The organism is Flavobacterium sp. 1, assembly GCF_002797935.1.
Lineage (GTDB): Bacteria > Bacteroidota > Bacteroidia > Flavobacteriales > Flavobacteriaceae > Flavobacterium.
Window position 1 is genome coordinate 4,571,582 of record NZ_PGER01000001.1, and the last position, 25,776, is coordinate 4,597,357.

Annotated in this window: 13 protein-coding genes, 5 tRNA genes and 3 rRNA genes; 11 read left to right on the top strand and 10 right to left on the bottom strand. The window is 37.3% G+C overall.

The window, feature by feature from the left end; genetic code table 11:
- Positions 1 to 11: 11 nt before the first annotated feature.
- The 4 genes from CLU83_RS18560 to CLU83_RS18575 form a co-directional block, all read right to left on the bottom strand.
- Complete coding sequence (locus CLU83_RS18560; RefSeq protein WP_232727179.1) at positions 12 to 1,280, bottom strand: right-handed parallel beta-helix repeat-containing protein; 1,269 nt, start codon at positions 1,278 to 1,280, stop codon at positions 12 to 14.
- A gap of 22 nt (positions 1,281 to 1,302) precedes the next feature.
- Positions 1,303 to 4,071: a TonB-dependent receptor gene (locus CLU83_RS18565; protein WP_100432991.1), complete on the bottom strand. Its 2,769-nt coding sequence runs from the start codon at positions 4,069 to 4,071 to the stop codon at positions 1,303 to 1,305.
- Positions 4,072 to 4,341: 270 nt separating this feature from the next.
- Positions 4,342 to 5,943 (bottom strand): phosphoenolpyruvate carboxykinase (ATP), encoded by a 1,602-nt coding sequence (gene pckA / locus CLU83_RS18570; RefSeq protein WP_100432992.1) that lies wholly within the window; start codon positions 5,941 to 5,943, stop codon positions 4,342 to 4,344.
- Positions 5,944 to 6,008: 65 nt separating this feature from the next.
- Positions 6,009 to 6,410: a DUF423 domain-containing protein gene (locus CLU83_RS18575; RefSeq protein ID WP_100432993.1), complete on the bottom strand. Its 402-nt coding sequence runs from the start codon at positions 6,408 to 6,410 to the stop codon at positions 6,009 to 6,011.
- Positions 6,411 to 6,725: 315 nt separating this feature from the next.
- On the opposite strand from CLU83_RS18575, the gene CLU83_RS18580 reads away from it, so the two are divergent.
- Positions 6,726 to 8,096, top strand: coding sequence for a saccharopine dehydrogenase family protein (locus CLU83_RS18580; protein ID WP_100432994.1), 1,371 nt, complete (start codon positions 6,726 to 6,728; stop codon positions 8,094 to 8,096).
- 97 nt (positions 8,097 to 8,193) lie between these two features.
- Here CLU83_RS18580 and CLU83_RS22580 read toward each other — a convergent pair whose 3' ends face one another.
- The 4 genes from CLU83_RS22580 to CLU83_RS18605 all read right to left on the bottom strand — a co-directional run bounded on the left by CLU83_RS22580 (position 8,194) and on the right by CLU83_RS18605 (position 12,473).
- On the bottom strand, positions 8,194 to 9,912 hold the full coding sequence (locus CLU83_RS22580; protein WP_232727181.1) for a M56 family metallopeptidase: 1,719 nt from the start codon (positions 9,910 to 9,912) through the stop codon (positions 8,194 to 8,196).
- Positions 9,909 to 10,280, bottom strand: coding sequence for a BlaI/MecI/CopY family transcriptional regulator (locus CLU83_RS18595; protein ID WP_100432995.1), 372 nt, complete (start codon positions 10,278 to 10,280; stop codon positions 9,909 to 9,911). The genes CLU83_RS22580 and CLU83_RS18595 overlap by 4 nt, the downstream gene beginning before the upstream one ends.
- Positions 10,281 to 10,343: 63 nt before the next feature.
- Positions 10,344 to 10,772 carry a hypothetical protein gene (locus tag CLU83_RS18600; RefSeq protein WP_100432996.1) on the bottom strand — a complete coding sequence of 143 codons (429 nt, stop codon included), beginning with the start codon at positions 10,770 to 10,772 and terminating at the stop codon, positions 10,344 to 10,346.
- 312 nt (positions 10,773 to 11,084) lie between these two features.
- Entirely contained in the window at positions 11,085 to 12,473 is a 1,389-nt protein-coding gene (locus CLU83_RS18605) for a dipeptidase (RefSeq protein ID WP_100432997.1), read from the bottom strand.
- A 108-nt stretch (positions 12,474 to 12,581) separates the two neighbouring features.
- Between CLU83_RS18605 and CLU83_RS18610 the strand changes: the two genes are divergently transcribed.
- From CLU83_RS18610 to CLU83_RS18665, 10 genes are all read left to right on the top strand, one after another.
- A tRNA-Leu gene (locus CLU83_RS18610) sits at positions 12,582 to 12,666 on the top strand.
- Between the two features lie 166 nt (positions 12,667 to 12,832).
- Positions 12,833 to 13,888 carry a glycoside hydrolase family 130 protein gene (locus CLU83_RS18615; RefSeq protein ID WP_100433795.1) on the top strand — a complete coding sequence of 352 codons (1,056 nt, stop codon included), beginning with the start codon at positions 12,833 to 12,835 and terminating at the stop codon, positions 13,886 to 13,888.
- Positions 13,889 to 14,732: 844 nt separating this feature from the next.
- Positions 14,733 to 16,246 (top strand): 16S ribosomal RNA (locus CLU83_RS18625).
- A gap of 200 nt (positions 16,247 to 16,446) precedes the next feature.
- Positions 16,447 to 16,523, top strand: a tRNA-Ile gene (locus CLU83_RS18630).
- Between the two features lie 135 nt (positions 16,524 to 16,658).
- Positions 16,659 to 16,732 (top strand) — tRNA-Ala (locus CLU83_RS18635).
- Between the two features lie 206 nt (positions 16,733 to 16,938).
- Positions 16,939 to 19,822, top strand: a 23S ribosomal RNA gene (locus CLU83_RS18640).
- Positions 19,823 to 20,006: 184 nt separating this feature from the next.
- Positions 20,007 to 20,116, top strand: a 5S ribosomal RNA gene (gene rrf / locus CLU83_RS18645).
- The 16S, 23S and 5S rRNA genes sit together here with 4 tRNA genes alongside, the layout of an rRNA operon.
- 61 nt (positions 20,117 to 20,177) lie before the next feature.
- Positions 20,178 to 20,250: transfer RNA gene (locus tag CLU83_RS18650), tRNA-Phe, on the top strand.
- Positions 20,251 to 20,257: 7 nt separating this feature from the next.
- A tRNA-Leu gene (locus CLU83_RS18655) sits at positions 20,258 to 20,343 on the top strand.
- Between the two features lie 421 nt (positions 20,344 to 20,764).
- Positions 20,765 to 21,169, top strand: a complete 405-nt coding sequence (locus tag CLU83_RS18665; RefSeq protein ID WP_100433000.1) for a secretion protein — start codon at positions 20,765 to 20,767, stop codon at positions 21,167 to 21,169.
- 311 nt (positions 21,170 to 21,480) lie between these two features.
- Here the strand turns inward: CLU83_RS18665 and CLU83_RS18670 are convergent, their stop codons facing one another.
- Positions 21,481 to 24,369, bottom strand: coding sequence for an alpha-amylase family glycosyl hydrolase (locus CLU83_RS18670; RefSeq protein ID WP_100433001.1), 2,889 nt, complete (start codon positions 24,367 to 24,369; stop codon positions 21,481 to 21,483).
- A gap of 201 nt (positions 24,370 to 24,570) precedes the next feature.
- A complete protein-coding gene (locus CLU83_RS18675; RefSeq protein ID WP_100433002.1) occupies positions 24,571 to 25,734 on the bottom strand; it encodes a SusE domain-containing protein in 1,164 nt (387 codons plus the stop codon).
- Between the last annotated feature and the right edge of the window lie 42 nt (positions 25,735 to 25,776).

Here is a 25,776-nt window from a genome sequence, read left to right on the forward strand (position 1 = left end):
ATTGTTTTGATTTATTTAGCTACGCCATAAGCACCAATAAAAGTTGCTGGAGCTGGTGAAACATATGCCAATCCATTACTAAAAGTGATAGGATTATTAAAATGTCTCACAAAATTAGTAGTTCCTTTGCCAATCGCAATTGAATTTGATTTCAAATGAAAATCCCAAGAGGTATCAAAATCCGGACTGCTTACAGGGTTGTTTAGTGGGTAATTAACAAAACCCGGATCGTTTTGGCCGGCACTTGTTCCTCTTACTTCGTTTGTGCCACCAATTATATCTGCAGATAGTTGAAATTGATTAACGGTTGCTTGATCATAGCCATAATAAAAATTATTGCTGATAGTAGTGCGGGCGTCTTCTTTGCTCTTAGTATCTCTCTTAATACCAAAGCGGGTATTGGCAAATAAATTATTATGGATGTGGGCTATTACTGCATTTTCGACCCAAACTGATCCCCCTTTTGCTGTTGGTCTGCGCCAGCCTGTATTTACAAAAGTATTGTTATAGGCAACAATATCAGCCTGTGGGGTTCTTACGCCCGCATTAGATAATTTAAAAGCATTTGTATTTGCACTATAAATTAAATTGTAAGCTGCGTCAACCAAACAACCTGATTTGAAATTCATCGCCTCACCACCAGAAACCCCTGTAGTGTAGAAAATATTATTAGAAAAAATAATATTTCCACCTTCGATATAAGTACAGTCTTCTTGAAAATTTCTAATAACAGAATTGGTTACCACCAATTTTCCGTTTACGTTCGAAAACCACAAAGCAGGTAAGTTTTCGCCGGCAACAGCTTTATATAATCCTAATTTTACTGATGTTGAGGCATCTGAAGTAGTACTCCCTCCATATTCTAAAATTGTGTGGTCCAAAATGAGTTCGGCACAAGTTTTAGAGGCTAAAATTCCACCCCATTTTTTACCAAATTTATTGTCTGTGGTTCTGTCTTTTTCCTGTATGGTAAATTTCACAGGATTATCAGCAGTTCCCAGCGAGTATAGATTACCTTTTACAATAAATTCGGTCTTTGCCACAGGATCCATAATTACGGTAACACCCTCTTCTATGGTTAGCGATTTTCCTTCCGGAATAATTACATCTCCAGTAATGTTGTGAGTAGTTCCTTTTTCCCACACTCCTGATATTTCACCTGAAGAAGCTCCAGCATCTACATTGGTATCTACATCGCTATTCGCATTTTCGCACCCTGCCACAGTTATTATAATTATTAATAAAAGAGCAGCGATAAGATTTTTAAAAATTGTTTTCATCTGTATATTTTTTTACTATTAACTAATATTTGTAACGTACGCCAATAAGATAGCTTTGACCATAATAATCGTCCCTTATCAGTGTTCTGCCATTATATTCTAAATTGTTTTCTGCAATGTTGGCGTTTGCTGCGTTTGTGCCTTTTATAAATAACCTGTTTGGAGTGTTTAAGATATTATTTGCCTTTACATAAATGCTAAATTTTGATTTAAATTGTTTTTCAATCGAAGCATCCATTTGTACAAATCCTTCTTGCCATAAATCATTATTTACAAATTGGGAAACAGTATTGATGCGAGGGCCAGTATAGGCAACAGAAATTTGAGCATCCCAGCCTTTTTTGCTGTCTTTATAAAGTATAGAAGCATTGGCAATATGAGCTGATTGACCATAAAGCGGTCTAGTTTGCATTACTGATATTTTTTGTAAATTTCCGTTAGCATCTAAGACTTTTTTATCCTTAGGTGTAGTAATTTTAGAGTCGGTATAGGTATAGTTTACTTTAAAACCAATCTTGTTGAAAAAGGTGATATAGTCTAATTCTATTCCGAAGTTTTTTGCTGTACCAAAGTTGCCCGGGCTATAGTAAGTATCTTGTCCACGAGTAGCATCGGCCAAGAAAGTGTACTCGATAGGATCTTTAATGTTTTTATAAAAAGTACCCAAAAATAATTGCGAGCCTGCTTTTGGAAAAAACTCATACCTAAAGTCGTAATTATCAGCAACTGAAGGCTTTAAGTCGGGATTACCTCTTTCTTGATATTCTTCGTTAACCACTTTGCTTGGTACAATTTCATAAAATCCAGGACGATTTAAAGAGCGGAAATAAGAAGCATGTAATTGTTGTTTATCGCTTAAGAAATATTTTAAAGTTAAGCTAGGCAAAGTGTAGGTGTAAATTTGGTTTCCTGTTGGACGAGTTTCACCGGCAGGAAAAAGCAGATTGTAACCTTGGTCGGTGTTCTCTATACGAACACCTCCAATTGCTTGCCACTTTTCTGTTTTAAAATTAAACATTCCGTAACCAGCAGCTGTTTTTTCACTTGCATCATAAGTTAAAGAGTTGCTTACTGCCCCTGTTGGATTACTTACTACTAAATCCAGTTGCGTATAATCTGTAAAATCTACATCATAAGTAGCATTCGGATTTGTTGGTGCCAAAGTATAATTATTGTAAAAACTGCTTCGTTGCTTATCTCTGTAAAGACCTCCAGCTGATAAATCGATATTACCGCCAAATAACGGCAGAGTATAAGTTAAATCTAAATATCCCGCTAAATCTTCATCTGTATTGCGCTCCCAGCGATGCGTAATAGGGTTGATAGCTAGTTTTGTACGGGTACTTACATAGTTTTTCTCTTCGCCATTAACATTAATAGTGGTATTGTCTGGAACTTGATTACTGGCAAAAGAGTAAGCTCCTGACCAATGAATTTTGAATTTATCGTTCAATAAGGTATGATTTCCTTGTAAAGTGTTGTTGTAAATTTGCTGCTTTGTAAAACGTGTTCGTGTAGCGTAAACCAATTTTGCGCTACCAATTTCCGGGTGATACTCGGAACTATAATCGGTAGTAAGCGTATTTCTGGTCTGAATATTATCAAGATTTAAGAACACACTGTATAAACTAATTTTGTTAGATGGATTGAATTGGTAATCTGCCTTTGCTTGTACACCGTATCTTTTTTGCTGTTCCGAATATTCTCGGTAATTTTTGTTGACAATGCTGGCATACTCATCCGTACCAACAAGTTGGGTATTGTATAGTGTAGAGTTACTGCCTCGATAAGAATTTTGATAACTGCCCGCAATAAGCACACCAAATTTGTTATCAAAAAACCTTTTACCTAATGAAATGTTAGATAAAAAATTGGGTGGTGGATTTGAGTAAATATAAGCTAATGTCCCTTTTGGAAAATCTTGAGAAGTAGCTTGATAGCCCTTAGGATTTACTTCATAAGGAGATTTTTTGTTAATCTCATCGTATCCGTAGCCCATGAATTTCCTGTCAAAAAAAATCTGGTTGTATCCTTCAGAAATATTAACACTGAAAAGCGATTTAGCTGCCGGCGCATCTTTCATTACCATATTTACGGCACCGCCTATGGCATCACCCTCCATATTTGGAGTTAATGTTTTATAAACTTCCAATCGGTCTAGTAAGTCAGAAGGAAAAATATCTAAAGGAACATAACGATACTTATTATCAGGACTCGGAATTTTCACTCCATTAATTAGCGTGTAGTTGTATCGCTTATCCATTCCTCTAATAATAGCATATTGTCCGTCTCCATTACTATTCCTTTCTATCGAAACACCTGAAACACGTTGAATTACATTAGCTACGGTAAGATCTGGGGATATCTCTATTGCTTTAGCAGATACAATATTTACGACTTGGATATTTTCTTTCTCTAATCTTCGGGCTGTATGTTCTTCATTGGCACCACCTATACTATTTACAACGACTTCATCTAATGATTTACTTTCAGGCTGTAAGTAAAATTTTAAATCTTGAGAACCTTCTTTATCAATTGTAATTTCTTTCGAAATACTTATATAATTAACATAACTAATTTTTAATGTATAAATTCCAGAGGATAATTCGCTAAGTTTAAAAGAACCATCAAGTCCAGTAATGGCGTTTTGCTTGCCGTTTGTCAACGAAAGTGAAGCACCAACCAAAGGTTCTCCTGTTTCCGCATCATAAACATAACCTTTAATAGTCGATGCTTTTGCAGATACTGTAAGGAAAAAAGAAAATGTAAAAAGAAGTATAAATTTTTTCATGTAATTAATTTTTTTTGCAAATGTAAAAGCACGATGTTATGTCAATGTAGCCTAATAGTTAAATGTAGTCTACTGTATAAATTGAATTTAATTATAAGAATATTACTCTATTAATGCGGAGAAAAGTTAAATTATAAGAGTAAATGTGATGTTGTTGATGTCACTTCGATGAATATATTCTTTTCCCAAAACTTCGGAATTTCTCAGTGGGGTATAAAAAAAGGGCTGTTCAAAACGAACAGCCCTTTTAGTATTGAATTAAATAGTAACCTATGCAATCGGTGCTCCTGCTAATATCTCAGCATTAGCAAATTCTTTAAATTTTGCAAAATTAGCTTCGAATTTATGAGCCAATTCGGTAGCTTTTGTATTGTATAATGCTGGATCTTCCCAAGTATTTCTGGGATTTAAAATTTCACTAGGGACGTTTGGACAAGATTGCGGAATTGCAATTCCAAATACGTCGTGGTTCACAAACTCAACTGAATCTAATTCTCCTTTTAAGGCAGCAGTAATCATTGCGCGAGTATATTTCAATTTCATTCGGCTTCCTGTTCCATAAGGCCCACCAGTCCATCCTGTGTTGATTAGCCAAACTTTTACATTGGCTTCTTTCATTTTTGTACTTAGCATTTCGGCATATTTTGTTGGATGCAAAGGCATGAATGGAGCACCAAAACAAGCCGAAAAGTTAGGCTGAGGTTCTGTTATGCCAGCTTCAGTTCCGGCAACTTTTGCAGTGTATCCTGATATAAAATGATAAGCTGCTTGTCCAGCTGTCAGTTTCGAAATTGGAGGCAAAATACCATAGGCATCGGCCGTTAAGAAGAAAATATTTTTTGGATTTTTACCAATAGAACCTGGCTGAATATTATCAATATGCTCAATTGGATAACTTACTCTTGTGTTTTGTGTAATAGAAATATCTTGAAAATCTACTTCATTGGTTCCAGCTTTGAAAACTACATTTTCAAGAATAGCTCCTTTTTTGATAGCTCTAAAAATATCTGGCTCATTTTCCTCTGTAAGATTAATTACTTTGGCATAACAGCCACCTTCAAAATTGAAAACAGTATTTTCATTTGTCCATCCGTGTTCATCATCACCAATTAGTTTTCTGTCAGGATCTGCAGATAAGGTTGTTTTTCCAGTTCCAGATAATCCAAAGAATATAGCGGTATTTCCATCTTCTCCAACATTGGCACTACAATGCATTGGCAAAGTGTTTTTGAAAACAGGCAAGATGAAGTTCAATGCCGAAAAGATTCCTTTTTTCATTTCGCCTGTATAACCTGTGCCTCCAATTAACGCTATTTTTTTTGTAAAATCCAAAATGGCAAAATTGCTTTGGCGTGTTCCGTCAACAGAAGGATCGGCCAGAAATCCAGGTGCGCAAATCACAGTCCATTCTGGAGTGAAATTTGCTAATTCGTCATTTGTAAGTCTCAAAAACATGTTGTGGCAAAATAAATTAGCCCAAGCAGTTTCTGTAACTACACGTACATTCAATTTGTAATTTTCATCGGCACAAACATAAGAGTCTCTAACAAAAACTTCTTTATTTGATAAGTAAGCTGTTACTTTTTTATAAAGTGCATCAAAAGCAGTAGGCTCAAAAGGAATATTTACTTTACCCCACCAAACTTTATCCTCGGTAATACTGTCTTTAACGATGAAACGATCTTGTGGAGAACGTCCAGTAAACTCTCCAGTGTTAATTGCTAATGCTCCAGTATTGTTTTCGAGTCCCTGTCCTGATTGGATCGTAATGTCATGTAACTCATTCGGGCTTAGCTGATACTGAATTGTAGCATTTTCAATTCCTAGTTCTTTTAACGAAATCGATTTCGTAAACAAAGCGTAATTGTCCATAAAAAATAAATTTTTTGAGTGTTGTTTATTTCACTGCAAAAGTATAATTTATTTTTATAACTACATTATGTTTTGTTTTTCTTTTTTATCGGCTTTATTAAGTCAAAAAACAGTAAGAACCATGAAATAATAAGAAATAACCCTCCAATAGGAGTAATGAAGCCAATCACCTTAAAGTCAATTGGAGTCAATGAATTGGTTGCCAATAGATAAATGGAACCTGAAAAAAATAGGACACCAATTATGGTCAAATTGAGGATTGTTTTTTTTAATTTTTGATTAATTAAAGTCGTTGTTCCAATAAATAATAAAAACAAAGCATGGTACATTTGATACCGTACTCCTGTTTCGAATGTGGCAAGCTGTTCAAAAGTGAGAACTTTTTTTAGACCATGTGCACCAAAAGCACCTAAAATTATTGCAATCATACCCAAAATTGCTGCGGTCGAAATTATTTTCTTATCCATTTCTTTTTAATTAATGTATGACAAAAGTATTTCATATATTTTAAAATGACTGCATTTTTTATATGACTTTTGCAGGAGTTTTTCAATAATTAAATTTAGTTAAATTTTGTCCAGCTTATTTGATATAGCGAATCAGTTTAAATAAATAAAAGCTTTAAAATATTTGTTGCAAATACAACAATATTATATATTTGTGTTATATTATTTAGTAATATAAAAACAGCAAAATGCTTTAAATAAGGATAAAAATATCCTATTTTATTAGAGATATATTGAAAAATGTCAACTGTTAAGATTTTAAATTAAAGACAACTTATGAGAACAGTTCTAATTATAGGGGCAGGAAGATCCGCTTCATCTTTGATACAATATCTTTTAAATAAATCGGTAGAGGAGGATTTGCATCTTATTATTGGAGATTTGTCTTTGGCTTTAGCCCAAAAGAAGACAAACAATCATCCCAATGCGACTCCTATCGCTTTAAATATATTTGAAAAAAATCAAAGAAAAACGGCTATCCAAAAAGCCGATATTGTTATTTCGATGCTACCGGCTCATCTTCATATTGAAATAGCTAAGGATTGTGTTGTATATAAAAAACATCTCGTAACGGCTTCCTACATTAGTGACGCCATGCAACAATTGGATGTGCTTGCCAAAGAGAATAACCTGATTTTCATGAATGAAATTGGACTTGATCCAGGAATTGATCACATGAGCGCGATGAAAGTGATTGACGAGATTAGAGATCAAGGAGGCAAAATGCTTTTGTTTGAATCTTTTTGCGGAGGGCTTGTTGCACCTGAATCAGATAATAATCTTTGGAACTATAAATTTACTTGGGCACCAAGAAATGTAGTTCTTGCTGGTCAAGGCGGAACTGCTAAATTCATACAGGAAGGCGCTTACAAATACATTCCGTATGTGAATTTATTTAGAAGAACCGAATTTCTAGAAGTAGAAGGATATGGCAAATTTGAAGCGTATTCAAATAGGGATTCTCTTAAGTACAGAAGCGTTTATGGTCTTGATGACGTGCTTACTTTGTATAGAGGAACGATTCGAAGAGTTGGTTTTTCCAAAGCTTGGAATATGTTCGTGCAATTAGGCATGACTGATGATAGCTATATCATGGAAAACTCAGAAAACATGAGTTATCGGGAATTTGTAAATTCCTTTCTTCCATATCATCCAACGGATTCGGTTGAAATAAAAATGAGGCTGATTCTAAAAATCGACCAAGATGATATCATGTGGGACAAGCTTTTGGAATTGGATTTATTTAATCGCAATAAAAAAGTGGGATTGAAAAATGCCACACCCGCACAAATTTTAGAAAAAATATTGACCGATAGTTGGACCTTACAGCCTCATGACAAGGATATGATAGTGATGTATCACAAGTTTGGATATGTTATCAACGGTGAAGAAAAACAGATCGATTCCAAAATGGTTTGTATCGGAGAAGATCAAATCTATACAGCGATGGCAAAAACAGTTGGATTGCCTGTTGCAATGGCGGCTTTATTAATTTTGAATGGCAAAATTACAACTCCCGGAGTACAGCTTCCGATTCGGAATGAAGTGTATCTGCCAATTTTGAAAGAATTAGAAGAATTTGGAGTTGTTTTTAATGAACAAATGATGCCTTATGTGGGATATAATCCTGATAAGGTTTTTAGTTAAGGCTTTTTAATTTTAGATTTTTTTAATTTTAGATTTTTTTAATTTTTTTAGTCAAATCCGCTTCTCTCGAAGCGGATTTTATTGTTTATCTAAGTGTTTAATTGGCTGATTGAATAGTTATTGGCAGGCTGTACATTACTTTAACGGGATTGCCGTCGATTTTTCCAGGAATCCATTTTGGACTCAATTTCAAAACACGTATTGCTTCGTCACCCGTTCCGTAGCCGATATCTCTTAAGATTTTGAAATCACTTAAGCTGCCGTCTTTTTCTATTATAAAGGTTATATATACTTTTCCTTTTAGATTAGGCTCTGAAGGAGTTTTAAAATTTGTACCGACAAATTGATAAAACTTCTCTATTCCACCTGGGAATTCTGGTTTGTCGGATATTTGAGCAAGATTGTGAATTTCGTTTTCCTGAATTTTTATTGGTTTTGTTTCAGTCGGTTGTGCCTTTTTTTGTTTTTTATCCATTACTGTTATTCTTAGTTCCTTTCCAGAGAATTTTAGGTGTGAATCTTTTAAATTTTCATCAAAGTAAGAATGGGTGTATAAATGAAACTGATGTAATTGAGGATGTTTTTTTGTTCGAGCGTTTTTATAAATAAAACTTCCCGAAAAATATGCGATATCTTTTGTTGAATATTGGTTTAATTCTGAGTTAGGAATGTTTTTTTCGTCAAGCCAGATTGCAAAATTCTTTTCATTTTTCCAATTATTGAATTCTTTTTCTGTTGGAGTTTTTTTAATTTTTGGAGAAGGAACGTAGTTTAAAAATCTATTTTTTTCTGCCAAAGTTAATTCTTCATATTTCTTGTCTATTATTGTGCGTTTGTTGTTATCCTTGACGATTATTTGGACTCCTGCATAATATGCATCTCTTAATTTGTCTTTTGAGACTGGTTGAGTGATACTTTTTTGAGTTTGAGTATTGCTTTTAGAAGAAACGGATTTTTCTTGAGCAACACTTTCAACGCATATAAAGAAAATAAGCCCGGAAAATAAAGGCAAAAGTGCTATTTTATAAAGGATTATTTTTGTTTTCGAAACGGTTTTTGTCATCATAATTAATCGTTTTTTGGCAACAGAATAGTTTAAATTACTGGTCAAGTAAAAAGGTTGGTTCTCGTTTGCTTTCGATAGCAATAAATTTTGGTAAAACGGGACGTCATTATGGGCGTTTACCACTTGCTCATCGGCGAGAAATTCGTGATTAAGCTGTATGGCTTTTTTGTAAAAAATAAAAATTGGATTAAACCAAAACAGCGTTTTCAATATTTCAATAAACAAAATATCCAAAGTATGTTTTTGAGTTACGTGTATCAATTCGTGTGTATATAATTCGGCTTCAATTTTTCGATTGTGGTAATCAGTTTCATTGATAAAGATGCTGTTCCAGAAAGTATGCAGCAAGGTTTTTTCCTTGAGTAAAACTAATTTTGCATTTTTATAATCAATAATTGTGTTCGATTTTATTTTGGAATTTATTTTTAGAATGTTTTTCATAAAGCGAAACAGCAATAACAGAGTAATCAAACCATATATGCTCCAAACGATAATTGTTGTATGATTGGTGGTTTCCTGCACAGTTACCATCGTAGCTGTTCCGGTCATAACGGTATTGGTTTGCACTAATGTATCTGAAGATTCATCAATAACTTCAATAGTTATGAATGGAATGACAAACGAAAATACAATACTAAAAAGCAAGTAAAACCTATTGAAGCGGTGCATTTTTTCTTTTTCTAATACCAAATGATAAAAGAGTAAAAGTGCCAGCAGGCTGATGGAGGATTTGAATAAAAAGTCAATCATTTTTTCTTTTTTTGGATTTCACTGTCTATTATTTTTTTGAGTTCTTCCAATTCCGATGCCGATAAATTGGTCTCTTTAGTGAAGAAAGAAGCAAATTGTGAAGCCGAATTATTGAAGAAATTGCTAATCAATCCGTTTACGTGTTTTGAGAAATAATCGGTTTTTTTGACCAAAGGATAATATTCCCGTGAGTTTCCAAATTCGTTGTAAGCAACGAATTTTTTGTCAATCATTCTCTTTAGCAAAGTGGCAACCGTTGTTGTGGCCGGTTTTGGTTTTGGATACGCCTTGAGTAAATCTTTCATGAATGCTTTTTCGAGTTGCCAAAGATGTTCCATTAATTGTTCTTCGGAGTTGGATAGTTGCATGTTTTTTCTATTTTTAAAATTGTTGTTGTATTGCCATTGAAACCATTATTGAATTTGAAATAATCATTTTCGATTGATTTCTACTTCTGAAATCAGTTCTCCATTATTGTATTTTTTTGTGATAATTAGTTTTCCTTTTTCATTGTAAAATTTCCAAACTCCATGATAGAACCAATGAATTTCTATGTTGTCTGTGGTTGTTTTTGTCTGTCCTTTTGATTGGATTTTTCCGTTTTCAAAATAGGTTGTTGTTTTGCAGATGTTGTGTTTGTATTTTTCTTTTTTGATAATTTCCCCGTTTAAGTAGTAATGCCACTTTTTTATTGGGTCGTCCTGACGGTATTTTCCAACCGATTTATATTTTTCGCTGTCAGCTGTATAATTCTCTATCCAAAGCCCTTCTCTTTTCTTGTTTACTTTTTGATTTATAGGTGCTGTTTTACATCCAATCACGGTTAATGTAAGGAATAAAGTGATGAATAAGTATCTCATAAATGTCTTTTGTTCTACTAAAATAGAATTAATTCTACAAATGTAGAATAAAAATTAATGCAACCAAATTTTTGAATGTTTTTTTACAAAAACAGCTCTCTTGGTAAAACTATTTAATTATAAAAATCAATATCTTATGAAAACCAAAAGCCTTAGCCCTGATAGAAGTGGAAATCCTTGTGGACCGGGGTTCGGTCCACAAGATTGTAGCGGATAGCAGGAAATAGCTCCTAATTAAAACCAAAATTATTTGGGACTAGGCATAAAAAAATCCGCTCATTGGGAACGGATTTAGAGAGTATTAGAGGAATTTTATTTGCTTAACTCCACAAAATATTTGTAAAACAACGGAATAGTTTCAATTCCTTTCAGGTAATTAAAAATCCCGAAATGTTCGTTTGGCGAGTGAATGGCATCGCTGTCAAGGCCAAAGCCCATAAGGATTGTTTTGCTTTTTAGTTCTTTTTCGAATAAAGCCACAATAGGTATACTTCCTCCAGAACGAACTGGAATCGCAGGTATCCCAAAAGTTTCAGTGTAAGCCATATTGGCCGCTTTATAACCGATACTGTCAATAGGAGTCACATAACCCTGACCGCCATGATGAGGGGTAACTTTTACGGTAACGCCCGCCGGAGCAATGCTGATGAAATGTTTGGTAAACAAATCGGTGATCACTTCCCAATCTTGATTTGGAACCAATCGCATAGAGATTTTGGCGAAAGCTTTGCTGGCAATAACCGTTTTTGCTCCTTCTCCAGTGTATCCTCCCCAAATTCCGTTTACATCCAGTGTTGGACGAATCGAGTTGCGTTCATTGGTCACGTATCCTTTTTCGCCGTAAATATCATTTAGGTCTAATGCTTTCTTATAATTGTCAAGATTAAAAGGAGCTTTTGCCATTTCGGCTCTTTCCTCCAGCGATAATTCTTCTACATTGTCATAGAAACCTGGAATGGTAATATGATTGTCTTCATCGTGTAATGAAGCTATCATTTTGGCCAAAATATTAATTGGGTTGGCAACTGCACCGCCATATAATCCGGAGTGCAAATCACGGTTTGGTCCAGTAACTTCTACTTCTACATAACTCAAACCGCGAAGGCCAGTGGTGATAGAAGGCTGTTGATTTGAAATCATTCCAGTGTCCGAAATCAAAATCACATCATTTTTAAGTTTCTTGGTATTGTTTTCTACAAAGGTTTTTAGGTTGACGCTTCCAACTTCTTCCTCGCCTTCAATCATGAATTTCACGTTACACGGCAAATTGTTGCTTTGAATCATGTATTCAAAAGCTTTTACGTGCATGTACATTTGACCTTTGTCATCACAAGAACCTCTTGCAAAGATGGCGCCTTCGGGATGAATATCCGTTTTTTTAATAACAGGCTCAAATGGGGGAGAACTCCATAATTCTAATGGATCTGCAGGTTGTACATCATAATGCCCATATACTAAAACGGTAGGCAATTTTGGGTCGATTGTTTTCTCGCCATATACAATTGGGTAGCCGGCAGTGTCGCAAATTTCGACAAAATCGCATCCAGCTTTCTCTAAACTTTCTTTTACAGCTTCGGCAGTGTCAAGTACATCTTGAGAAAAAGCAGAGTCTGCGCTTACAGATGGAATTTTTAATAGTTCTATTAATTCGTTGATAAACCGATCTTTGTGTTTGGTAACGTATTGTTTTATATCTTCCATTAAATCAAAATTTTTTGTGAATCAAAAATACAAAAAATAGAATAAATAATTTTTTTAAAAAATCCTTTGAATATTGGAAGTTATGATTATCTTTGCACCCACAATTACGCGGATATGGTGAAATTGGTAGACATGCCAGACTTAGGATCTGGTGCCGCAAGGCGTGTAGGTTCGAGTCCTATTATCCGCACCAAAAGCTTCTCAATTCGAGAAGCTTTTTTGTTTTTGTATCATTTTGCTCTTGAAATGTGCTTTCTTTCCAAATCCTTTATACCTTAGTACTGAATATTTTAACATAGAAAAACAGTACTAAGTCTATGGTATGTTTTTTGTTTAAAAATTCAATAATTAAGAACGATATGAAAGATATTGCAAAGCGTTTTCCTGAAAACCCATTGTTATCTCCTTCGGATATTTTACCAAGTCACAAAGACTTGCAAATAGCCTGTTTGCTTAATCCGGGAGTGTTTCGTTACGACGGAAAAATATGGATGATTATTCGTGTAGCCGAAAGACCTGATCAAAAAGAGGATACAATCTCATTTCCGGTATTGACTTCTGCAGGAGTCGAAGTTATTGAGATTTCTAAAGGCAATCCTGAATTAGATGCTAAAGACGCAAGAGTTATCAAATATAAAGGTGTTGATTATTTAACAACATTATCACACTTGCGATTAATGTGTAGTGATGACGGGCGTAAGTTTTATGAACCCGAAGGATATCCTTTATTAATAGGAGAGGGATTTTTGGAATCATTCGGAATCGAGGATTGTCGAGTGTCCTATATAGATGGTCTTTACTATTTAACCTATACCGCAGTTTCTCCCAATGGAGTCGGTGTTGGTTTGCGAACGACTTCCGATTGGAAAAAATTTCAATCACATGGAATGATACTGCCACCTCATAATAAGGACTGTGCTATTTTCGAAGAAAAAATCAATGGATTGTTCTATGCTTTACATCGTCCAAGCAGTGTCGAAATTGGCGGAAACTTCATCTGGCTAGCTTCTTCTCCAGATGGAGTTCATTGGGGAAATCACCAATGTGTTTTAAAGACCAGGGAGAATCTTTGGGATAGTTCCAGAATTGGCGCCGGCGCATCTCCTATAAAAACCGAAAAAGGATGGCTTTCCATATATCATGGCGCTAATCAAAATCATCAATATTGTTTGGGTGCTTTTTTAATGGATCTTGAGAATCCGGTAAAAGTGATTGCTAGAACAGAAGTTCCTATTATGGTACCAACAAAAGAATATGAGCTTTCGGGATTTTTCGGCAACGTTGTTTTTACAAATGGGCATGTAGTAAATCCCGAAGCAGATTCGGTGACTATATATTATGGAGCATCAGATGAATTTGTTTGTGGTGCCGAATTTTCGATTAAAGAAATTTTTTCACTTTTACAGTATATTTAGGAGCTATTACCTGCTATCCACTTCAATCTTGTGAGCCGAACCCCGGCTCACAAGGATTTCCGCTACTATCAGGGCTAGGGAATCGGTTTTCATGAGAGGGATTAGTCCTTATATATATGTATAGTGTTTTTCAGAAACAGAAACATGCGGTCCTTGTATGTATGTACGTCATATTTCAGAAATCAAATCGGTGCAAAATTCTTAAACAAACCTTCAAAAACCTGCCAAAACCGCTAAAACGCCCTAAAAGAGCTGCCTTAAATTTAAAACTTCGCAAAATCGGGTGTTGTAACGAACGACTAACCAGAGTATTAAAAAATAAACGCAAAATAAATGCAAAACCCCATTGTTTAAACGAATAAAGGTGGTACTTTTGCACCCGCAACAACGGCATACGCTCCTAGAAACACTGACAAGTCAAACGAATTAAACTGAAAACAAATTTTCAAAATAATTCAAAAAAAGCTTGTGAGATTTAAAAGAGCAGCTTACTTTTGCACCCCGCTAAACTAGCAAAGTTATTTGACAGACTGCTAAGAAAAAGAGAAGAAAGGGAAAATAAATTTTTCCAAAAAAACTTCAAAAAATTCTTGCCAGTTAGAAATAAATTGCTACTTTTGCACCCGCTTTGAGAAACAAACGAAAGGCGAAAAGCGTAGAGATTCACTGTTGTGGGTCTTAACAAAAAAAAGAGAAGACAACGTTCCTAGACATATTGAATTGACAGCCGTTCTGATTAAAATCAGAACAAAAGAAATAAGAGTAATAGAATCGGAAGATTTGAGAAAAGACCACTAGAATTTGAGTCGCATAAAAACAGCTTAATTTATTAAGCGCACAATATACGATGAAGAGTTTGATCCTGGCTCAGGATGAACGCTAGCGGCAGGCTTAACACATGCAAGTCGAGGGGTATGCTTCTTCGGGAGCAGAGACCGGCGCACGGGTGCGTAACGCGTATGCAATCTACCTTTTGCAGAGGGATAGCCCAGAGAAATTTGGATTAATACCTCATAGTATTATGACTCGGCATCGAGATATAATTAAAGTCACAACGGCAAAAGATGAGCATGCGTCCCATTAGCTAGATGGTAAGGTAACGGCTTACCATGGCTACGATGGGTAGGGGTCCTGAGAGGGAGATCCCCCACACTGGTACTGAGACACGGACCAGACTCCTACGGGAGGCAGCAGTGAGGAATATTGGACAATGGGCGCAAGCCTGATCCAGCCATGCCGCGTGCAGGATGACGGTCCTATGGATTGTAAACTGCTTTTGCACAGGAAGAAACAACATTACGTGTAATGTCTTGACGGTACTGTGAGAATAAGGATCGGCTAACTCCGTGCCAGCAGCCGCGGTAATACGGAGGATCCAAGCGTTATCCGGAATCATTGGGTTTAAAGGGTCCGTAGGCGGTTTGGTAAGTCAGTGGTGAAAGCCCATCGCTCAACGGTGGAACGGCCATTGATACTGCCAGACTTGAATTATTAGGAAGTAACTAGAATATGTAGTGTAGCGGTGAAATGCTTAGAGATTACATGGAATACCAATTGCGAAGGCAGGTTACTACTAATTGATTGACGCTGATGGACGAAAGCGTGGGTAGCGAACAGGATTAGATACCCTGGTAGTCCACGCCGTAAACGATGGATACTAGCTGTTGGGAGCGATCTCAGTGGCTAAGCGAAAGTGATAAGTATCCCACCTGGGGAGTACGTTCGCAAGAATGAAACTCAAAGGAATTGACGGGGGCCCGCACAAGCGGTGGAGCATGTGGTTTAATTCGATGATACGCGAGGAACCTTACCAAGGCTTAAATGTAGATTGACCGGACTGGAAACAGTTTTTTCGCAAGACAATTTACAAGGTGCTGCATGGTTGTCGTCAGCTCGTGCCGTGAGGTGTCAGGTTAAGTCCTATAACGAGCGCAACCCCTGTTGTTAGTTGCCAGCGAGTCATGTCGGGAACTCTAACGAGACTGCCAGTGCAAACTGTGAGGAAGGTGGGGATGACGTCAAATCATCACGGCCCTTACGCCTTGGGCTACACACGTGCTACAATGGCCGGTACAGAGAGCAGCCACTGGGCGACCAGGAGCGAATCTACAAAACCGGTCACAGTTCGGATCGGAGTCTGCAACTCGACTCCGTGAAGCTGGAATCGCTAGTAATCGGATATCAGCCATGATCCGGTGAATACGTTCCCGGGCCTTGTACACACCGCCCGTCAAGCCATGGAAGCTGGGGGTGCCTGAAGTCGGTGACCGCAAGGAGCTGCCTAGGGTAAAACTGGTAACTAGGGCTAAGTCGTAACAAGGTAGCCGTACCGGAAGGTGCGGCTGGAACACCTCCTTTCTAGAGCTTTAGTGTTAGCTATATGCACGCTAAGGAAAGAAGACGATCTGACTATTGGTTACAGATAATAAGATTATATTACTCTTGCTGTTAATTTAAAAAAAAAGAAAATAAATTATTTTAAATGATGAATTATAAATTATAAATGACGTAAAGGCATTTAAAATAAAAAAATTCAAAATTCAAAACAATTTTAAGAGTGTCTCGTAGCTCAGCTGGTTAGAGTACTACACTGATAATGTAGGGGTCGACAGTTCGAGTCTGTCCGAGACAACCAAAAAAGTATTAAGTACTTAGAATTAAGTATTAAGACAAAAACGTTCATAGAAACAGATTAAAAGGAAATTCTAGGGTTGAAAGATTACGAATTACAACAATTCATAATTCATAATTCACAATTCATAATTAAATTGGGGGATTAGCTCAGCTGGCTAGAGCGCCTGCCTTGCACGCAGGAGGTCAACGGTTCGACTCCGTTATTCTCCACAGGAAAGTATAGAGATAATAGTACAAAGAATTAAGACAAAATCTTAATACTTAATACAAAAATCTTGATACTTATTAAAGTTCATTGACATATTGAGATAAGAAATAATAAAAAGTAGAAAGAACATGATAGTATCAAGACGGTAGTATCAAGTATTAAGAGTAATCTTGATACTTAATACTTAAATCTTAATACTTTGTAAGTACAATAAGCAAAATAAGGGCGTATGGGGGATGCCTTGGCTCTCAGAGGCGATGAAAGGCGTGATAAGCTGCGAAAAGTTACGGGGACGAGCACACATCGATTGATCCGTAAATACCTGAATGGGGCAACCCGCTATGTTGAAGACATAGCACACCGATAGGTGGGCAAACCCGCTGAACTGAAACATCTAAGTAGGCGGAGGAGAAGAAAACAAAAGTGATTCCGTAAGTAGTGGCGAGCGAACGCGGATTAGCCCAAACCAGTGCTGTTACGGCAGTGCTGGGGTTGTAGGACCACGAGATTTTATGCACAAAGAATTAGAATCTGCTGGAAAGCAGAGCCATAGAGAGTGATAGCCTCGTATAAGTAATAAGTGTAATAGATAGTGGTATCCTGAGTAGGGCGGGGCACGTGAAACCCTGTCTGAATTTGGCGGGACCATCCGCTAAGGCTAAATACTCCTGAGAGACCGATAGTGAACCAGTACCGTGAGGGAAAGGTGAAAAGAACCGTGAATAACGGAGTGAAATAGATCCTGAAACCATACGCTTACAAGCGGTCGGAGCCCTTTAGTGGGGTGACGGCGTGCCTTTTGCATAATGAGCCTACGAGTTAACGTTGCTGGCAAGGATAAATGGTTAAGCCATGGATCCGTAGCGAAAGCGAGTCTGAATAGGGCGCTTTAGTCAGTAGTGTTAGACGCGAAACCGTGTGATCTACCCATGGGCAGGATGAAGCGCTGGTAACACAGTGTGGAGGTCCGAACCGGTTGACGTTGAAAAGTCTTCGGATGACCTGTGGGTAGGGGTGAAAGGCCAATCAAACTCGGAAATAGCTCGTACTCCCCGAAATGCATTTAGGTGCAGCGCTGTGCATAAGTTATATAGAGGTAGAGCTACTGATTGGATGCGGGGGCTTCACCGCCTACCAATTCCTGACAAACTCCGAATGCTATATAATGTTTCACAGCAGTGAGGGCTTGGGTGCTAAGGTCCAAGTCCGAGAGGGAAAGAACCCAGACCATCAGCTAAGGTCCCCAAATATATGTTAAGTTGAAAGAACGAGGTTTGTCTGCCCAGACAGCTAGGATGTTGGCTTGGAAGCAGCCATTCATTTAAAGAGTGCGTAACAGCTCACTAGTCGAGCGGACGAGCATGGATAATAATCGGGCATAAACATATTACCGAAGCTATGGATTTGTATGTAAATACAAGTGGTAGGGGAGCATTCCAGCAGGGTTGAAGGTGTATCGTCAGGTATGCTGGACCGGCTGGAAAAGAAAATGTAGGCATAAGTAACGATAATGCGGGCGAGAAACCCGCACACCGAAAGACTAAGGTTTCCACAGCTATGCTAATCAGCTGTGGGTTAGTCGGGACCTAAGGCGAACCCGAAAGGGACAGTCGATGGCCAACGGGTTAATATTCCCGTACTACTGATTACTGTGATGGGGTGACGGAGTGATGAAAGCGCCGCGAACTGACGGAATAGTTCGTTGAAGTACCTACCTATAAGACCCGCAGGCAAATCCACGGGTTTTGGGGAAATACGATAGTACTCGGAGTCTTCGGACAAAGAGATAGTGCGCCTAAGGGCTTCCAAGAAAAACCTCTAAACTTCAGGTAATTAGTACCCGTACCGCAAACCGACACAGGTAGTCGAGGAGAGAATCCTAAGGTGCTCGAGAGATTCATGGCTAAGGAATTAGGCAAAATAGACCCGTAACTTCGGGAGAAGGGTCGCCCCCAGTAATGGGGGCCGCAGTGAAGAGGTCCAGGCGACTGTTTATCAAAAACACAGGGCTCTGCAAAATCGTAAGATGAAGTATAGGGCCTGACACCTGCCCGGTGCTGGAAGGTTAAGAGGAGATGTTATCTTCGGAGAAGCATTGAATTGAAGCCCCAGTAAACGGCGGCCGTAACTATAACGGTCCTAAGGTAGCGAAATTCCTTGTCGGGTAAGTTCCGACCTGCACGAATGGTGTAACGATCTGGACACTGTCTCAGCCATGAGCTCGGTGAAATTGTAGTAACGGTGAAGATGCCGTTTACCCGCAGTGGGACGAAAAGACCCTGTGCACCTTTACTATAGCTTAGTATTGACCTTGGATAAATGATGTGTAGGATAGGTTGGAGACTTTGAAGCGGCGTCGCCAGGCGTTGTGGAGTCATTGTTGAAATACAACCCTTTGTTTATCTGAGGCCTAACCCCGCTTAAGCGGGGGACATTGCTTGGTGGGTAGTTTGACTGGGGTGGTCGCCTCCAAAAGAGTAACGGAGGCTTCTAAAGGTTCCCTCAGTACGCTTGGTAACCGTGCGTAGAGTGCAATGGCATAAGGGAGCTTGACTGAGAGACATACAGGTCGATCAGGTACGAAAGTAGAGCATAGTGATCCGGTGGTTCCGCATGGAAGGGCCATCGCTCAAAGGATAAAAGGTACGCCGGGGATAACAGGCTGATCTCCCCCAAGAGCTCATATCGACGGGGGGGTTTGGCACCTCGATGTCGGCTCGTCACATCCTGGGGCTGGAGAAGGTCCCAAGGGTTGGGCTGTTCGCCCATTAAAGTGGCACGCGAGCTGGGTTCAGAACGTCGTGAGACAGTTCGGTCTCTATCTACTGTGGGCGCAAGAAATTTGAGTGGATCTGATTCTAGTACGAGAGGACCGAATTGGACTAACCTCTAGTGTATCTGTTGTCCCGCCAGGGGCACCGCAGAGTAGCTACGTTGGGAAGGGATAAGCGCTGAAAGCATATAAGCGCGAAACCCACCACAAGATGAGATTTCTTTTAAGGATCGTGGGAGATGACCACGTTGATAGGCTATAGATGTAAAGGCAGTAATGTCATAGTCGAGTAGTACTAATAATCCGTAAGCTTATGTACGCCACCTCCCCCTTCCCCTCCAAAGGAGGGGGGACGGAACTTTCTAATACACTTTTTATATTCTTTATCTCAGTATGTTAAGATATTATTTTAATTATTAATGGTTAATGATCACACGAGGCGAAAGCCGAACTGAGCGTAGCTAATTATTAATTAAAAAGTTGTCCAAAGCAACTAACGGCCTTAAGGTGGTTATTGCGGCGGGGCTCACCTCTTCCCATCCCGAACAGAGTAGTTAAGCCCGCCTGCGCAGATGGTACTGCAGTTATGTGGGAGAGTATGTCGCTGCCTTTCTTTATTAAAACCCTGTTTCATACCGAAACAGGGTTTTTTATACTAAACTTATTGAGTATTAGGTACCTTAGCTCAGATGGTAGAGCAATGGACTGAAAATCCATGTGTCCCTGGTTCGATCCCTGGAGGTACCACTTTAATGCTCGGATGGTGAAATTGGTAGACACGCTGGACTTAAAATCCAGTGAACAGCAATGTTCGTGCGGGTTCAAGTCCCGCTCTGAGTACAAGGAAAAACTTCATTTGGCTAAGCTAAATGAAGTTTTTTGTTTTTAATTATACCTATTAAGATTTTTTTGGGATCAGGTGCAAAAGTTGGGATTATGCAAAAAAGATTCGATAATGTGAAGAAGAAGAAATGGATCATATCTGAAAGTTATGACTTAATAATTGAGATTGTTTCTTACCTCGCTATGACCCGTACACTTTCTTACGATGAGCTGAGGGATTCTAAACCGATTCTAAAAAAAGTAATTTTAAAAACTATTCTAAATTACCTGAGTTGTATGCTGTGTTGTCTGGATATGTAATACATCGTTTTCGTAAGGTTAAAATAGCATCTGCATCAGAAAAAACAGTTGTGTTTTGGTTGGAATTATGATGTTACTTTAGCAATAGAAATTATTACTAATTTAAAACGGCAGTATCATGAAAACGATTTTAAAATTAAGTCTGGTAGTATTAATAGCTTTGACGAGCATCAATACGTACGCAATCAACGGTGATTTTTTGCTTCATGTAAAAAAAGAAAACGGAAAAGAAATCAGTTTTTCGGTAAATGAGATTCAAAAAGCTGATGTAACGATTTATGATCAGTTTCATCATGTGATTTATAATGAAACCGCAACAGGAAAAGAAGGAATTGCAAGAGCATACAGCCTTGAGGAATTTCCGGAGGGAGTTTACTTCTTGGAAGTGGAAACCAATCTGAAGAAAGTCACCCACGAGATTGTGGTTACAAATGAGGAATCAACATTGTCCAGAAAAGCGGTTGCTGAAGTGTATAAAGGCAATCTGAAGATGGAAAATAAAAACATTGCAACGGTGAATTAATTGGTTGCATTTTGGTTAAGTTAGGATTTTGAGATAACAGCTCTTCTTTGGGCTGTTTTTTTTGTTTAAATACTTTCAGATTAGCCAAAATGCTGTTCTGAAAACATATTTGCATGAGGGATGGAAATGGCATCTCCCGGTTTAGAAAAACAAGGCTTTTTTGCCGTAGTTTTTGTTAATCGGGAATATAATGCACAGCCCGACCCTTGGGGCATGCCCAAACTATTTTATTTTGCCAAATAGCTTTTCATAAAAAAAGCCACCAAAACTTAGTTTGATGGCTGATTACATATTAGGCTAAATTAAAATACTTATTGTTTGATGAACTTCATCACTTTTATCTGATTGTCTTCATTGTAAACTTTTATAAAATACAAACCATTATTTAATTCGCTTATATTGTATTGGTATTCTTTAGTATGAGGTTTGTTGAACGTTTTGATTAATTGTCCAGTTATTGCATATATTTGAATTTTGGCAGTATTTGTATTTAATGAAAAGTAATTTGAGGCTGGATTTGGAGAAATGAAAATATTTTTCATTATTTCAAAATCAGTTGTAGCTAAGACTGTTGATTTATTTCCGTAAATTCTAAATTCACCAGGCTGTAAGCTGATTGCGACATTAATATCTGTGACGTTGAATGGGGAATTGTCCATTAGATTGTACCACGTTCCAGTGTATTGAAATCCTGTTGCCACATTTTGAGCTGTTACGTCAAAGTTCGCAATGATAAGAACATCTTTAAGAGCTGAGCTTACCAGTGAACTATTGGTTATTTTAATGTTTGGAGTTAAAGTAGTGGCTGACGGAATTGTTGCTGTACCTGAAAAAACAGGTTCGGTTGTTTTTAAAGCAATCATTCTTGCCCAATCATAATAGATTTTATTTCTGGAATTATCTCCTAACCAATTATTAGTCCATTGAGGTTGTGGTTTTGTAGATAATTTACAGTCACCAGCTATTGTTGATGAATTATCATTTATGGTGCCATCGGTACAGGTGTAAATTGAGGCGTCCCATCCTAATTCTCCAAAATGCCATATCATTTTTGGACCAGGTATTAATAATGTAACAGCTCCTATGGCTGACATTCTTGATAATGCAGTGTTTAACGTTTTTACATTATATGTTCCGCTTGAATTACCGAACTGTATGTTTTTATACATCAGACGTTCTTCGTCATGGCTTTCGGCATATCCCATAACTCTATTCCCTAGAAATCCGCTATGATTTGGCCCATACATTCTTGAAATATCGTTACTTGAATTATATCCCATTGATAATTGATTATAATAATCGGTCATTTTCCCCCACATCATTATTCCTTTGCTGGGAGTTTCTGTAAATCTGTAATTTGCCCATTCTTTTTCTTCGGCATCAGTACCTAAATGTTCAAAAATTGTATAATGAGTTGGATCTAAAGACCAAGAATAATCGGCATATTCTTTTAAGACATCTACTCTGTCCTGTTGGTAACTATTAGTGCAATTATCATCTGAAGCCGTGCAGTTTTGTGTAAATCCTTTGGTTAAATCCCAGCGGAAACCGTCGATTTTGTATTCTTGAATCCATTGTTTGATGACTCTTTTTACATAGTTTTTGGTTAATGCTGATGAATGATTGAAATCCTCACCCACACTATAACTGTGTTTTGCAACGGTATTGAAATAGGGATTCTCTGCAGTTGGTGAGCCAAATCCATCTCCATCAGGATCATTCATCCACATTCTTACCATTGGATTTCTCCCGAAAGCATGATTTAAAGCCATATCTAGAATAACTGCAATGCCGTTTTGATGACATAGGTCTATTAATTCTTTCAGTTTTGTAGAAGAACCGTAAAATTTATCCAGTGCCATGTGGAACGAAGTGTTATAACCCCAGCTTTCATTACCTTCAAATTCCATGACAGGCATTAATTCGATGGCATTTATTTTTAAATTTTTGAAATAATCAATACGGTCAATTATATTTTGATAATTTCTATTGGCATCAAAATCTCTTACTAACACTTCGGATACTACTAATTTATCTTTTTCGGGCTTCACAAAATTAGTTGTGGCACTACTCCAGGCGTAAGCTGTTTGTCCAGTTTGTAAAACGGTCACTTCTTTATCTTGTCCAAGTGGATATGTTGGCATATTAGGATAGTTAGCTACTGGAATTCCTGAATCATCATAAGGAGATAATACTAAAGTTGAATAAGGATCGGCTGTTTTTACCAATGCTGGAGAATTGGCAATTGGAGTTGATTCTCCTACCCAATACTGATAGGTGTAATTGGTTCCGGATACAAGTCCAGTAAGTTCTAACCAAAATTTTGTCGAGCTTGAGGTTGCATCTTTTTTCATAGCATAAGAATTTCCAGGCTGCCAATTGTTAAAACTGCCTGCTACATACACAAAATCTTTTAAAGGCGCGTCCAAAACTAAAGTTGCTTTGGTGGCATCAGTTGGATCGTAATTTATACCATCGACTAAACCAGCTGGAATTGTTTCGGAAACTGTACTCGGATTTATAATGACACTGAATTTTTTGGTGATAGTGGTTGTTCCTTGAGTTATTTCCAATTCATAATTTTGATTTTGAATAATATTGGCGTGATTGTATGTATAATTTGAAGTGCTTGCATTAGTATTGATGCTAGTTCCGTTTGATTTTAAATTATAATTTGCAATTCCATTAGTGTTTACAGCGACAATTGATAGGCTTCCGCCAGAAGCTAAAATGGTTGTACTGTTAGCCGGTGGAGAAGTAAGGTTAACTTGAAAAGAGCCTACTTCGGCAAGAATATCTTGTGATTTTTTGTCTCCTGTTCCATTTTTTGCTTTTATTAAAAATCCTATTTTTCCAATATTGGCAGTGTTATAATAAGAAGTTGGCGTAATGGTTTTGGTGTATGTGTCATTTCCAGTATTGTAAGTAAATTTGCTCGCTTCATCTGATGCCTCCCAAGTACCATTAAGAGGAGTCCCTTTTTGGGTTGTATCATCGATATCAAAAGCCCAAGCCCATAAATAAAGTGCATTTCCAGTTACGCCCCAAGTACTTTCGTTGATGCTGTTTCCATTAATGGTAATTGTAATGGATGTTGTTTCTTCAAATGTTGACGGATTTATGGAATAAGTTACCGTTTGTTGTTGTGCCAAACACCCAAGTGAGACAAAAAGCATCAATATAAGTAAAAGTTTTTTCATAATACTAGTTGTTTAGTTAGTTTTATTAAAAAGAGATATTTTAAAAAAGCAAAATTTATAAAGTATTTCACCTTTAATATTTGCAATTCGATTTTAATTATTGCAGCAAGATTAATTTCATAAATAATACAGAAATTAAAAATGTAAAAAGAAAAGAGGCTATCCTTTTGAGACAGCCTCTTTAAAATATTTGGTTTAAGATTAATTAGGAATCAGTCTTAAGTTATAATTTGCAGCATTTCTTAGATCAAGAACGATTTTATAATTTCCTGCAGCTGGAACAACCATATCACCTCCGTTGAATTTAATTTTGTTTGCAGAGGTTGCTACCAATGTTTCTTTACTACCAGATACTGATCCCATTTTTACAGACCAGTCATCTGCTAAACGTACTAAAATTGCATCGGCTTTTAGGGCTAGGTTTATAGTGTACATTCTAAAATAAGGAGAAGCAACATTAGTTTCATAGTTTAGATAAGTTGCAGCATCCCATCCGCTTGGTGTTGCAGCACCAATTACCCCAACATGTCTTGGAGCTATTGAATAAGTATTTTTTAACCAATCTACAGTAATGAAATAAGTACCAGCGCCATTAGTTGGTTTTATATCTTTCCCATTGGTATGAACTAATGTCGTAAATGTATTTGGATCAGAAATATCTCCTTTATCATTTGTCCAAGTTTGGTCATCTGTAAATTTAAATGCTGGGCTAGTAACATTCATCCAAACAAAACCTTCATATTTTCCGTCATTTGAAGGAGAATATATTTTCGGTGCATTAGCAGGATTCCAATCAGCATAAGTACTAGATCCTCCAAAATTACCGGGCACATATAACTTGTCAAATTCATCAAATGTATCATATGGAGTTGCTGTAAAAGGCACTTCTCCTGATTTGGATACCAATTTATTCGTCCCTTTAACTTCTTGTCCAGATGGACTTGCGACAACTCTAAATTTATAACTTCCTTTTTCGCTAGGCGAACCTCCCGCAGATAAAAGAACGCTGTTTAATTCACGTTGAGTAAGTGTTTCTTGATGAATAGTTTCTTCTAGACCCTCATTGAAACTGCCTAAATCAAAGGTTTTAGCATCAGCATCAAAATTAGTAGATGTAGATTTAACTATCTGTAGCTGATAAGTAACCGCAGCAACATATCCAAAATCTACAGATGACCATTTTACAGTAAAGACATCATTGGATGCAGTTTTTGCTTCCAATATGTAATCTGTACCAGTTGCAGGAGAACTTACAGCTGTGTTTTTAACAACAGAACCTACTGGATCTAGTGTTTCGTCACTACAAGAAACAAGTGAAGCCAGCGTTCCTGTTAACAAGATTAGACTTATAATTATTTTTTTCATAATTTAATTTTTTAAATCTTCCTAGAGATTTCTTCTAGGAAG